General features: G+C 59.3%; 10 protein-coding genes. 6 read left to right on the top strand and 4 right to left on the bottom strand.

The genetic code is table 11. The features are described from left to right. Positions 1-7: 7 nt before the first annotated feature. Positions 8-1633 carry a methyl-accepting chemotaxis protein gene (locus ACA065_RS12985; RefSeq protein ID WP_497694858.1) on the bottom strand — a complete coding sequence of 542 codons (1626 nt, stop codon included), beginning with the start codon at positions 1631-1633 and terminating at the stop codon, positions 8-10. Between the two features lie 235 nt (positions 1634-1868). On the opposite strand from ACA065_RS12985, the gene ACA065_RS12980 reads away from it, so the two are divergent. Genes ACA065_RS12980 through ACA065_RS12970 form a run of 3 tightly spaced genes read left to right on the top strand, consistent with a single transcriptional unit; the run spans position 1869 to position 4328 of the window. Next, entirely contained in the window at positions 1869-3296 is a 1428-nt protein-coding gene (locus ACA065_RS12980) for a nucleobase:cation symporter-2 family protein (protein WP_497694857.1), read from the top strand. 13 nt (positions 3297-3309) lie between these two features. Then, positions 3310-3771, top strand: a complete 462-nt coding sequence (locus ACA065_RS12975) for an LEA/WHy family protein (RefSeq protein WP_497694856.1) — start codon at positions 3310-3312, stop codon at positions 3769-3771. A 5-nt stretch (positions 3772-3776) separates the two neighbouring features. Beyond that, entirely contained in the window at positions 3777-4328 is a 552-nt protein-coding gene (locus ACA065_RS12970; protein WP_497694855.1) for a GNAT family N-acetyltransferase, read from the top strand. Between the two features lie 113 nt (positions 4329-4441). Here ACA065_RS12970 and ACA065_RS12965 read toward each other — a convergent pair whose 3' ends face one another. Then, positions 4442-5368: a carbon-nitrogen hydrolase family protein gene (locus ACA065_RS12965; protein ID WP_497694854.1), complete on the bottom strand. Its 927-nt coding sequence runs from the start codon at positions 5366-5368 to the stop codon at positions 4442-4444. A gap of 82 nt (positions 5369-5450) precedes the next feature. Here ACA065_RS12965 and ACA065_RS12960 point away from each other — a divergent pair, with 82 nt between their 5' ends. Beyond that, positions 5451-6359 (top strand): LysR family transcriptional regulator, encoded by a 909-nt coding sequence (locus ACA065_RS12960; RefSeq protein ID WP_497694853.1) that lies wholly within the window; start codon positions 5451-5453, stop codon positions 6357-6359. On the opposite strand, the gene ACA065_RS12955 is transcribed toward ACA065_RS12960, so the two are convergent. Next, positions 6352-6606: a hypothetical protein gene (locus tag ACA065_RS12955; RefSeq protein WP_003190904.1), complete on the bottom strand. Its 255-nt coding sequence runs from the start codon at positions 6604-6606 to the stop codon at positions 6352-6354. The two genes, ACA065_RS12960 and ACA065_RS12955, sit on opposite strands and share 8 nt — an antisense overlap. A gap of 163 nt (positions 6607-6769) precedes the next feature. On the opposite strand from ACA065_RS12955, the gene ACA065_RS12950 reads away from it, so the two are divergent. Beyond that, entirely contained in the window at positions 6770-7090 is a 321-nt protein-coding gene (locus ACA065_RS12950) for an ElaB/YgaM/YqjD family protein (protein WP_016979401.1), read from the top strand. Positions 7091-7165: 75 nt separating this feature from the next. Here ACA065_RS12950 and ACA065_RS12945 read toward each other — a convergent pair whose 3' ends face one another. Next, complete coding sequence (locus ACA065_RS12945) at positions 7166-8203, bottom strand: Ldh family oxidoreductase (RefSeq protein ID WP_497694852.1); 1038 nt, start codon at positions 8201-8203, stop codon at positions 7166-7168. A gap of 372 nt (positions 8204-8575) precedes the next feature. Between ACA065_RS12945 and ACA065_RS12940 the strand changes: the two genes are divergently transcribed. Beyond that, the gene (locus tag ACA065_RS12940; protein ID WP_497695340.1) at positions 8576-13501 is read left to right on the top strand and encodes a dermonecrotic toxin domain-containing protein; all 4926 of its coding nucleotides are present in this window, start codon (positions 8576-8578) and stop codon (positions 13499-13501) included. Positions 13502-13514 lie beyond the last annotated feature (13 nt).

Raw genomic sequence — 13514 nt, 5'->3', positions numbered from 1 at the left:
TTGCAGATCAAATAACGAAACGCGCGACCATCCCATTCAAATCCACCGCCAGGCGCGACAGCTCATGGCTGGCGGCACTGGTCTGGTTGGCTCCGGCCGCTGACTGGGTCGCCAGGTCGCGGATGTTGACCAGGTTGCGGTCCACTTCGCGGGAAACCTGGGCCTGTTCTTCCGACGCGCTGGCAATCACCAGGTTGCGCTCGTTGATCAAGCTGATGGACTGGGTGATCTGCTCCAGTGCCACCCCAGCGGCGCGGGCCATTTCCAAGGTGGTTTGGGTGCGTTGGTTGCTTTGCTGCATCGACTGCACCGCTTCACCCGTGCCGGTCTGGATACCGGCAACCATTTTTTCGATCTCCTGGGTCGACTGCGCGGTGCGATGCGCCAATGCCCGTACTTCATCGGCCACCACTGCAAAGCCACGCCCGGCCTCACCGGCGCGGGCGGCTTCAATCGCCGCGTTGAGTGCCAGCAGGTTGGTCTGTTCGGCAATCGCGCGGATCACGTCGAGTACCTTGCCAATATCACGCCCTTGGGTCGCCAGGCCCTCAATCATCACCGAGGTATTTTGCACATCCTGGGTCATGGTCTGAATCGCGCCGACAGTTTCCACCACACGATCACGGCCCTCACGCGCCGCCTGGTTGGATTGGCTGGAGGCTTCGGAGGTGGAGACCGCGTTGCGCGCCACTTCTTCCACGGCGGCGGTCATCTCGTTGACGGCGGTGGCGGCCTGGTCGATTTCGTTGTTCTGTTGTTGCAGGCCTTTGGAGGCCTCCTCGGTGACTGCGCTCAACTCTTCGGCGGCAGACGCCAGTTGCGTGGCTGAACCGGCAATGTGCTGGATGGTCTGGCGCAGGTTGGTTTGCATCGCCGACAAGGCGCCAAGCAGGCGCGCAGGTTCGTCATTGCCTTGGTCTTCGATGAGTTTGGTCAGGTTGCCACCGGCAATGGTTTCGGCCACTTCCACCGCTTTACGCAGCGGCGCAACGATGCTGCGAGTCAACAGCCAGGCCAGCAACACGGTCATCAGCGCCGCCACTACCGAAACGGCAATCACGCCGGTTATCGCGCCCTGATAGCTCTGCCCGGCTTCATCGTCGGCTTGCTTGGCATCCGCCGCGTTGATCGCGATCAGCTTGTTGAGCTGCTCGCCCATCTGGTCGGTGCCGTCCTTGATGCGCGTGTTGATCAACGTACGCATCTCATCAACTTTGCCTTGTTTGGACAACGCCAGCATTTCGGCCTGTGCCTGGAAGTAGTTGTTCAGGGTGCTGACAAAGGTCTTGTACAAGGCCGCCTCTTCGGTGCCGGTGGGGAGCCCGGCGTAACCTGCCTGGGCAGTTTTCACCTTGCCGACGAGTACGCCAATTCGGGTTTCGGCTTCCTGCAGGCTGGCAGGTTCCCGGTTGACCAACACGCGGAACGAGAGAATGCGCAGGCGCAGTACGTTTTCGGTGATGTTGCCCAGGTAAGTGACGCTGGGCAGTTGCGTGGCGTTCATGTCCACCGAGGACTGACGGATCTGCGTCATGCGGCTAACGGCGAACACCCCCAATAGCACCACTAACAACGCAATGAAGGCGAAACCCAGAAACGCGCGCGGAGCAATATTCAGATTACGAAGGGACATAGGGGTGCTCTCGAGAAGTAGTGTTGGCGAGCGTCCCTGCCGCGACACGATCAGTCGGCGTCAACGCGCTGCTCTGACCTTTGCGCACCCTTGTTGTAATAGTTGGGTGGGCTTACCAAAGGTATCGGCAGGTGTGTGAATTTTATGCAGGAAGTTTCGAAAAAATTCTTACACACTTCTGACAGCCGGTACTTTCTGGCATCCTGCGCGCCCCTTTCCCTACTGGGCCTGTATTTTGTCTGACACTCAAACCCCTCGCCCCCGCTATAAATCCGACCTGATCTACGGCTTGGAAGACCGTCCGCACTTTACCGCCGCGATTTTCGCTGCACTGCAACATGTGCTCGCCAGCTTCGTCGGCATCATCACCCCCACCTTGATCGTCGGCGGCGTGCTTGGCCTTGAAAGCGAAGTGCCGTACCTGGTGAGCATGGCGCTGTTTGTGTCAGGGCTCGGCACGTTTGTGCAGGCGCGAAAATTCGGCCCGGTCGGTTCGGGCCTGTTATGCCTGCAGGGCACCAGCTTTTCGTTTATCAGCGTGATCCTCAGCGCCGGCTTTATGGTCAAGGCCCGGGGCGGCGGCACCGATGAAATTCTCTCGACCATCTTTGGTATCTGCTTTTTCGCGGCGTTTATCGAAGTGGTGCTCAGCCAGTTCATCGGCAAACTGCGCAAACTGATCACCCCGGTGGTGACCGGCACCATCATTACCTTGATGGGCTTGTCGCTGATTAAGGTGGCGGTCACCGACATGGCCGGGGGTTTTGGCGCCAGCGACTTGGGCGCAGCGAGCAACATGGGCCTGGCGGCGCTGGTGCTGCTGACCATTGTGGTCCTGAACCGCTTCAGCAACCCGTTCCTGCGCTTGGGTTCGATCGTGATCGGCCTGACGCTGGGTTTTGTCGTGGCCTGGTGGATCGGCCGCGTCGACCTGGCGGCGTTGCCTCACGTGCCGCTGATCAGCGTGCCCGTGCCGTTCAAATACGGTTTCTCGTTCGACTGGGTGGCGTTTATCCCGGTCGCAGTGATCTTCCTGATTTCGCCGCTGGAGGCCGCGGGTGACTTGACCGCCAACTCGATGATTTCCCAGCAACCGGTCAAAGGCCCGCTGTATATCAAGCGCATCAAGTCAGGCCTGCTGGCTGATGGCCTGAACTCGGCGATGGCGGCGACCTTCAACAGCCTGCCGATGGTGACGTTCGCCCAGAACAATGGGGTAATCCAGCTGACCGGCGTGGCCAGCCGCTATGTGGCGTATTTTATCGCCGGCCTGCTGGTGCTGCTGGGGCTGTTCCCGATGATCGGCGCGGTCCTGCAATTGATGCCCAAGCCGGTACTCGGCGGCGCCACCCTGATCATGTTCGGCACCGTGGCCGTGGCCGGCATCAAGATCCTCGCCGAAGCCGGGCTGCACCGACGCAATGTGCTGATCGTGGCAATCTCGCTGGGCATGGGCCTGGGCGTGGCCGCCGTGCCGGAAGTGCTGCGCGACCTGCCCAAGGCGTTGCACAACATCTTCGAATCGCCGATCACCGTGGGCGCGTTCTGTGCAATCCTGCTGAACATTTTCCTGCCGGAAGAGTTCATAGAGCTGGAAGAAGATGAATTTGATCCGGAGTCCTCTACCCTCAAGGTCATGCAGGATCCGGACGTCACGAAATAGGAGCACCTTTTATATGCGCAAGCTCATGGTTCTATCGTTATTGCTGCTGACCTTGAGCGCCTGCGCGCTGTTCCCCAATCGTGACCCGGTGAATATCACCGTGGTGGGCATCGAGCCCCTGCAAAGCCAGGACCTGGAAGTGCGCTTTGCCGTGAAACTGCGGGTGCAAAACCCCAATGAAACGGCGATCGACTACAACGGCGTGGCCCTGGACCTGGACGTCAATGGCCGGCCATTGGCGTCGGGGGTGAGTGATCAATCAGGCTCCATCCCACGCTTTTCCGAGACCGTGCTGACCGTGCCGGTCAGCGTTTCGGCGTTTTCCGTGTTGCGCCAGACCTTGGGCCTGAGCCAGACGCAAAGCTTGAACAACCTGCCCTACGTGCTGCGCGGCAAACTGGCGGGTGGGCTGTTCGGCACCATGCGCTTTGTCGATCGCGGCACCTTGAACGTGCCGAACACGGCCACTTGGTAAATGCCATGCAACCAACGTTGTTCACCGAAAGGCTGATCCTGCGCCCGCTGACCCTGGACGATGCCGAGGCCATCCAGCAGCAATTCGCGCATTGGGAAGTGGTGCGCTACCTCAGCGACGAGGTGCCTTGGCCCTTCCCGGCCGACGGTGCGCGCCGCTATCTGGAACAGGTCGCCTTGCCGGGCATGGCCCGTGGCGACCAATGGCATTGGTCGATCTGCCTCAAAAATGCGCCGGAACAGTTGATCGGCAATATCAACCTGACGGACGAGCAAGACGACAACCGAGGCTTCTGGCTGGGCCCGCAGTGGCAAGGCCAGGGTTTTATGACCGAAGCCAGTGCGGCGGTGACCGAGTACTGGTTCGATGTGCTCAAGCGCCCGCTGATGCGTGTGCCCAAAGCCGCACCCAACCACGGATCGCGGCGCATATCAGAACGCACCGGCATGCGCTTGATCAGGACGCAGGCAGGCCAATTTGTCGCAGGCACCTTCCCGCGGGACATTTGGGAGATGACCCGCGAGGAGTGGTTCGCGTCACACTCCTCCAAACGCTGAAAAGCCAATGTGGGAGCTGGCTTGCCTGCGATAGCGGCGTGTCAGTTAACATAGCTGTGCCTGACACGGCGCTATCGCAGGCAAGCCAGCTCCCACAGGTTTTCTACCGCGTTTTAGTCAGTGAGCGTGCGCACGCCTGGTTTGGCGCGCTCATCCACCACCAGCTCGAAAATATCCGGCCGCGCGTAATGCCCCACCACGTCATAGTCATAACGCGCCCGCACCAAATCATCGGTGTTGATCTGCGCCGTCAACAGCCCCGCCTCCCCGAGCAACGGCCCGGCCAGAATGTCGCCCATCGGCCCGACAATCACACTACCGCCGGCGATCAACGGGCGCTCTGACGGCCAGTTGGCCACCTGTACGCCCAGCGCCTGCGGCGATGCCTGCACCTGGCACGCGCTCACTACAAAACAGCGACCCTCATGGGCAATATGGCGCATGCTCACCTGCCACATTTCACGCTCATCCACCGTTGGCGCGCACCAGACTTCCACGCCCTTGGCGTACATCGCCGTGCGCAGCAACGGCATCATGTTTTCCCAGCACACCGCGCCACCCACGCGGCCTACCGCGGTGTCGATCACCGGCAAGGTCGAGCCATCGCCTTTGCCCCAGATCAACCGTTCGGTGCCGGTGGGCATCAACTTGCGGTGCTTGGCCACCAGGCCGCCCGAGGGTTCGAAGTACAGCACCGTGCAGTACAAGGTACTGGCACTGCGCTCAATCACACCGATCACCAGGCTGGCACCGGTGCGCGCAGACAACCCAGCCAGCGCCTCGGTCTCGACGCCCGGCACGTCGATGGCATTGGCAAAATACCGCGCGAAGGCTTCGCGGCCTTCCGGCAAGCGATAACCCAACTGGGTGCCGAAGCTTTCGCCCTTGGGATAGCCACCCAGCACGGCCTCGGGCAGCACCACCAATTGCACCGCGCTACGGCGTATTTCGTCCTCATAGGACAGGATTTGCGTCAGGGTCTCAGCCTTGCCACCGGGCAGCGAACCGATTTGCAAAGCAGCCACTGTTGAAACAGGCATCACGATCACTCCGAATAAGGGGGGTTGCCCATTCTCCAGCCAGCCTCGATCATGAATAAAGCCCACCTCAGTGCTAAATGATATGAGCCAAATCAATATCGCCCAGGTTGATTTGAACCTGCTGAAAACCTTCGAAGCCCTGCATGATGAGTCCAGTGCCAGCCGCGCGGCGTTGCGCCTGGGCGTCACCCAATCGGCGATCAGCGCAGGCTTGCGCCGTTTACGCGAGGTGTATGGCGATCAACTGTTCGTGCGCACCGGTCGTGGCTTGGCGCCGACGTTGCGCGCCAATCAATTGAAACCGGTGATCAGCGAAGCGTTGGACCGCTGCCGCCAGAGCCTGGCGATGATTAACCCAGACCACCCGCACTATCACGGGCGCTCGGTGGTGCTGGGCTTATCCGATGATTTCGAGATCGCCCATGGCCGTCGACTGATCGAGGAAATTGCACGGCGAGCGCCGAAACTGCGGGTGATCTTCCGCCAGACCCACAGCCAAATCGTTGCCGCGGCCCTGCTCGACCGCAGCCTTGACCTGGCAATCACAGCCGGTGGGTTTGCCGAGCGCAGGCTGAGCCGCCAAGTGCTGGGCGAAGGTGACTACCGCTGCCTGGTCGACCCACACAGCCTGGCGACAGACCAGCACCGCATCAGCCTGGCGGAATTCGTCACACGCGAGCATGTGCTGGTGTCATCAGGCGGGTTTATCGGGATTACCGATGAAGGGCTGGCGGCGCACGGGTTGGGCCGCCAGGTGTGTGCGTCGACCAGCCACTTTGCCGCGTTGCCGTTTTTACTCAAGGGCAGCACGGCGGTGGCGACAATTCCCGGGCATGCCGCCGAGGCGATTGCGCAGATGACCGGCTTGCGCGTGCTGCCCTGCCCGCTGGCGCTGCCGCGCTACCCGGTGGAGCTGGGTTGGCGCACCCAGGCCCAGCTTGATCCGCTGTTGCTTAAAGTACGTGAGGCGATTGTGGCGTGCTTTATTTAGCCGCCGCCATCAGCTTGTTGACTTCGCTGCGCACCATGTTGGAAAACTCCGGCGGCGACATGCCGTCAAGCTCGGCGCGCACCCACTCGGCCCACTTGCCTTTGCGCTTGGCGCGCTCGCCGAACAACCGCGCCGCTTCGCCTTTGGCCTTGCCCAGGTTGGTTTGCCACAGGTCGTAGAGGCGGGACTTTTCATCTTCCAGCTCGGCGCGCTCGGCGAGGGTTTTGTTGGCCAGATTGAAGCTCATGTTGAATTACCTGCTGCACAAATAGGTGACATCTTACACTGTGGGCCGAAATATCCTGATTCGGATTTTGCCCTCAAATAGCGCGAGGCAAAAAAACTGCAACTTTTGCCGCCGCCCGATACTCCATTGTTCACTGTCACTTTCACTCGCAAGGAGTCACACAATGGCCCGTAAAACCGCCGCCCAAGCTGTCGAAGACCAAATCAAGGATCAAGCCTTCAGTGAACTGACGGCGTTGATCGAAGAATCGGACAAACTGCTCAAGAGCAGCGCTTCCCTGGTAGGCGAGGAAGGTGAAACCTTGCGCGAACAGGTTGCCATCAAGCTCAAACAGGCGCTGGACTCGGTGTCCAACGTGCGTGAACGCAGCAAGCCGGTGGTCGATGCCACCGAAACCTACATCGGTGGCCACCCGTGGCAGACCGTGGCGATTTCCGCAGGCTTTGGCCTGGTGGTGGGCCTGTTGCTGGGCCGTCGCAACTAATCCAGCGCAGCTAAGTCATCCCAACTAAGCCATCGCAACTACACCCTTGAGGCTGCGCCGCTGGCGCAGCCCCTTTTAGCCTTCGGCGAGTGCCTGCAACTGCTCAAGGTCCTTCGCGTCAATCGCGATACCTGTTTCCTGCGACTTCGCCCGTGTGCGATGGCGCCGATCCCCCGGCAACCGCCGCAACCCCGCCGCATGCATCTGCCGCACCAGTTCCTGGCTGCGCTCGGCAAAGTTTTGCCCAGCCGTTTTGCCCGGGTCGATCAGGATCAACAACTGCCCGGTCCAGGGCGTGCGTGCGCCGGGATGATCCGACCAATTGAATTCAAACGAGAAGTTTCCACCCGTCAGGGCTGCCGCCAGTAATTCGACCATCATCGACAACGCCGAGCCCTTGTGCCCGCCAAACGGCAGCAACGCCCCGCCCTCAAGAATGGCCCTGGGGTCCTGGGTCGGCTGGCCCAGGCTGTCGACGCCCATGCCCGGCGGCAAGCGCTCGCCCTTGCGTGCGGCAATTTGTACGTCGCCATGGGCGATGGCGCTGGTGGCCAGGTCGAACACAATGGGCGCGCCGTCTGCACGTGGGGCGGCGAATGCGATGGGGTTGGTGCCGAACAGTGGGCGGTCGGCGCCATGGGGCACGACACAGGTCATGCTGTTGACCACGCTCAGCGCCACCAGCCCTTCTTCGGCGAAAGGTTCGACATCGGGCCACAACGCGGCGAAATGATGGGAGTTGTGAATAGCCAGCAGCGCAATCCCGGCACTGCGGGCTTTTTCCACCAGCAATGAGCGTGCGGCTGCCAGCGCGGGTTGAGCGAAGCCATTACAGGCGTCTACCCGCACAAAGCCGGAAGCCACGTCCGTGACCACGGGTGTGGCCTTGCCGTCGACCCAGCCGCTGGCCAGGGTGCTCAGGTAACCGGGGATGCGGAAGATGCCATGGCTATGGGCGCCATCGCGCTCGGCGCTGGCGCAATTGTGCGCCAGGAGGGCCGCCACCTCTGACGAGGCCCCATGCCTGACGAATACCTGGTGTAGCAAAGCCACCAGTTCAGTGAAACCGATGAAGGTTGAAGCCGTGGCAACTGTCGGAGACTGCGCAGACATTTGAAGCTCCGTTTTTATGATTGGATGGGGGCAACGAATGGACATTCAGGCGGTTGATTAAACACCACGCACTGCGCCTGCTGTCAACTTGCGCACGGCCTCATTATTTACCCCCGCTCGCCGCGGACGCGTCCTTACCCTGTGGTTTCCTCTGCACAATGGAAACAGACTATGGTCCGCCTGACCCCACCGTATTTCTTCGACGAATTCCTGCTCCCTATCAGCAGATGCACACTCAGTGAGCGCGAGCTTGAGCTGGGGCTGACGGTCAAGGACCTCAATTGGCTGCATAACCTGTATTACGCCACTGACGCCGCCCGCCAGGATGCCCTGCGCGACCATCCCATGTGTGTCGAAAAGCTGTTGATCAGCGTGGAAGGCCAAGCAGCGATTCCACTGGCCGGCGCGTTTTTGATAAGCCCCACACCGGACGAGGGCAAGGCCCTGCTTTACACGCCCTATGGCGGCATTCAAGTGTCTGGCAGCCACGCCGCGCTGCTGCTCGAGGTCGGCGAGCAGTTGGCGGACCCGGTGCAGCGCGTTGACTTGATGAGGTTTTTGTCGATTGCCCAACGCAACGCATTACCCGTTGGCACGGCCATGACGTTGAGCACCGCCACGATCGAAGGAATTGTCATGGCCGACCAGGAGCAGACCCTGCAAGCCTGCCAGCAGGCCAACGTACACGCCATGCTTTTGCAACTGCAAAAAATCCCCGCCTTGCCAGACATGCTCAATACGCTGCTCGGCATCATGGCGCGCCCTTACTTCCCAGGCCTGGATCAGCGCGACACGCGGGTGAACTGTTTTGTACAAAACCCGGACGAAAGCAATCGGCGCTGGGTGGATTCCCTACCATTAAGCGAAGCACTCCTACGGTTTTACCTGAAACATGCCTGGCCTTCGGCGCAAACCCGCGAGTTCTTTAACCCCAAACATGTCACCAGCGCCTTCACCCACGCCCAACTGGACCAAGATCAACAGTACTGGGAAACGCTGATCGAACAGACCTCCAGCACCCTGTCAAAGCTGCTGGACAGCCTGCTGCAAACTTACTGGAACGAAGACATCGGCAGCGGCACCTCACGCCTGGATCTTTTCGCCCAGGTTATCGCTGACAAGTTTCGCGTCGATGTACTGTTCAAGCGCCAGGAACAGATTATCAGCGCCGACGAAAGTCACACTCTCCAGGCCGCGTTCATCAGCGACCAGTCCGCTCGCAGCGCCTATGCGACAAAACTGAGCGTGGAAAAAGTCCGCATCCACGCGCCGTACCAGCACTACGTGGAGCTGGCCAGCACGCTGATGATCCACGAAACCTGTGCTTACCTTTACACGCAGTCTCGTGGCTTGCAGATACTCAAAGACCGCAATGATTTGAAAGATACTTTATTGAGCATGCTCAAGACTGCAGGGCATAAAGATGAATTGCTCAACTTCCTGTCCCTGGACGAGCGCAACACGTTTACCGGCCTGGACCAGATAAACGTTGCCTTCCGGCCTATCACCGGCAGCGTTTTTACCGGCATGGTCCAAGATATTGCACTCAAACAAACCAACAATATGCACTACGCGCTAGAGCTTCACCGCAACAGCGATGGCCAAGTAGATCTGGCCGCCCTGCTCGATTGCGCACTGGATGTGCGCATCATGCTGGATGATCGCCTGGCACCACTGGAGACCAATGGCCGCTGGACCGTCCACCCTGTCACACGCGGTAATGACGTAAAGGCAGAGCTCGCCAAACGGCACTTGCGGCGCCTGGAGGCCGCCGAGGCCGAGCTGGCTATCGAACGCCAAAAGCATCCGACATTACGAGGCATGGCCGCTCTGGCCCTGGACGCGGAGTTGCAGTTACAGCGTTTGGATCTCAAGGCTGATGAGGTCTACATCAACACCTACGACACGCCCGCCCAAGAACGGGAAGAGCGCCCGCCAGTGTCTTCCCTGGGCATGGTTGAACACTTCATCGAGCGTCTGAGTCTTGAGGCGCGCCCGATTCCCAAGTCCGACAAGGTCTGGTTTTACAAAAAAATCGAGCCACATGTAGCACTGAAGTTACCCGCTCTAACCCTGAGCACCTTCAACAGGGTGATTGAGCGCACCATGAAAGTGTTTGCCAACACCGAGATGCGCGAACTCCCTCGCCTGTTCCTCGGCAACGCCAGCGATAAACATGCCCGCTCGATGCTCCTTGGTTTGAGCAGCGAGGCCGAATTGAGGCGACTGGATAAAACCATCAACGCCCGCAGCTATGCGGTACTTGACACCGTCCTGCAGCCCGACAGCCTTTTGCGCCTGACCCGGCATGGCCTCAACGGCTTTCTGCCGGACGCCTACTCATTGACACTGGGCATTGGCACCCTTGCTGAACCCAAGCCCCTTGCCAACACGTTTGTACTGACTGAACGCGGCGGTATCGATCCCGAGCGCTCCGGCCAAGTCGTGCTCTGGACACCCCGGAATGGGCATGAGGTATTTACCTCGATTCAAACCTTGCGCGAAGAATTAACACAGCGCCTGGAGCACCCGATCAAGCGCTTGAGCCTGCTGGAAAACCTGCCAATCTCCCTGCATATACCCCATCAGGTTTATCGACTGGGCCCACTGCAACGCATTGACGACAACGTATTGAATAATCGCCTGGAAACCTATAACGCCTACGTCATGGACAAGGTTGATCACTTGCTTTCCATGAAGCTGCCCGCGCGGGCCTTGCAAGACCGCCTGGATACGGTCTTGGAACAGCCGGCGCCGACCAACCTTGCAAGGACCATCGCGGTGGCCCGCATGATGAGCAACCAGCAGGCCCTGCCCGTCTGGTTGGCCATGGCGTCGCCGGAGGATCAGGCTCACCAAGCAGAGCTACTGGAGCAATACCACAACAGCGCCCCCGACGAACAAGACTTCCTGCATGACATCACGCCCATCCGCAAACATGCGTTCACGGCGCTTCAGGCACTACTCAAGAAACGTTTTCCCGACCAAACGCTCAACCCCGATGACATCGTGATCCCCATGCATCAGGCCCTCGATATCCATGATTACAGCCTGACCGACTTTGCCTTGCGGCACTGGCCGGAGCTGAATGCCGAAATCATCAGCCCACGCTCATGTACCGCCACGCCCCTGCCGGCCACGCTCGACGGGACTGCAGTGATCCAGATGGTCAGACAATTGGATCTGAAAACCGTCTACCAGAACCTGTTGCGAAGCCACCTGGACACCCAAACTGATGCCGCGCGCAAACGCCGGCGTCTATTCTGCCGACAACTGCCCTGGCAACTGTTGCAATACGCCCACGAGCAAAGGCTGCAAGAACGTCTTTCAGCGGCGGCCCAGAGTCTCGTCCAGCAGGTGTTCAACATGCCCGACGCCGTGGCACGTGAGGCGCTCGACGGTACAACCGCCATGATGCGTCCACTGGAGCTGATCGCGACCGAAGGTGCCAGCACCGTCAAGGTAGTGGGCATGTACCTGATCAGCGCTAAAACCACCGGCATCGGCCCCGTGGTGCTGTACGCGCCCTACAGCGAAAACCATGTGCTCAAGGAATACGCGACCGAGCAGGCGTTGCTGGACGAGCTGAACCGGCCGGGCGTGCTTCAGGACTGCGTCATACAGCACCTGGAGGCCGCGCATCAGGCGACTTACAGCAGACTGCTGCAAAACAACCAACAGAGCCCCTCCGACATCCGTCTCGGCTCGTCGGCCATCGGCGGGAACCTCCTTCACTACCTGTTCGATGAGACCAAACAGGTCCTGCACAAGATGCTGGCCTGCCAATTCGAGAAAGGTGCCAAGGTGTTATGGGACAAAGTGACCCAGTTTTTCAGCGAGAAAATCCCTACAGCCGTGCAGTTCATGGCTGGAAAGCTCTCGTATCCTCTGACGGTTTGGCGTGCCTACACACTGTTCAAGCGCTCCGCCGAAGAGCTGCAACTGCACCAGTGGAAGGCGGCGCTTAAGGACTTTATCTTGGGCGTGGCGGAAATGGCCGCTTTGCGCGGTGCGCTTGAAGGCACCGAGAAACCGCTCCCCCTGGAAACAGCGATGCCGCAGGCCGAGTTGCCAGACGAATCACTGCCCACCGCCACCTCCTTGGCAACCCTGGATATCACCGCCTCCGCGCGCACGCAGTTGCAGCCTTTCGAGGATCACGAAATCGCCCTCAAGGATCTGGAAAAGAGCAACCTCACCCATACCTATAAAGATAATAAAACCTTGAAAAACTACGTGCCAGTGGAAGGCAAGGTTTATTCAGTCAAAAAAACCGCAGAACACTGGCGCCTGGCCAACGACGAACATAATGGACCACATGTTGGTCGCAATGCACAAGGCCACTGGGTATTGGACCTCAACCACCAAGACACACGCTTCGGCGCAATCCAGTCGCTTATGCGGGAGCGATACGAGCATCGGTTGGGGATCAACATTGAAGCGACGGGAATCCGGGCAATTGGCGCACTTGCACAGTGGAAAGCCCAAGTCATCAAAGAAGCCTTGAATATGGCGACCCACTACGCCCTCACCTGCAAGCGCAACATCGCGCTCTTTTCAGTACTACGCAATCCCACTAGCCGGGTAGGCCTTTTTTTAGGGGAAATGTTCAGTGTCGTCAGCCTGCCCCCTGCTCAAGTGCAGAAAATCAAGAACATCGTCGATGAGATCCTTGGTGAGTTAAGCGACCATAGCTTGACCGGACCAGACTCCATGCGCTTTGTCATCGGATCCAGCCGACTGAATCCGGAAAGTAGTTTCGCCTTTACTAGGCGAGGTGATATTAAAAACAGGCTGTATTTGGTCACTCGATTCTTTCACCCGGACCTGGGTATTTACTACAACCACCTCAACGCCCCCTTCGATGCGCCATCCCATGCCAGAGCAAGCACCCTGATTCACGAACTGACGCACTCAAAACTCGATACTGAAGACATCGCCTACCTTAATAGCATGCTGCCGTTCTCTGAACTCATCAGCCCAGCGCAGCCTCGCGGCAAGGCACTGAGGGACGAGTTGGAGGCTCAACGCAGTACTGCGTTGTCCACGCAGACGCCTTCGGCGAGACTGTTCAAGATTCAAGTCAGCAAAGGGGTCTGGAAAGACTTCGGAAATGACACTAAAACCAGTGATATTAAACGAAAAGTTTTCAGTACCACTGGCGCCAAAAACCTTGATGACGCCCGACAAGTCTTCATGACCGACCCCGACAAACGGATTGACACCATTTTGGCCAATGCCGATTCAGTAACCTACCTGATTACTCACTTGGGCCGCCTGTTGGACCCGGGGGCCTGAGCAGCCCCCGGGA

The sequence above is a fragment of the Pseudomonas sp. LBUM1640 genome (assembly GCF_059716225.1).
The sequence above is the reverse complement of the archived record's forward strand: the minus strand, read 5'-3'. Positions and strand labels throughout refer to the sequence as shown.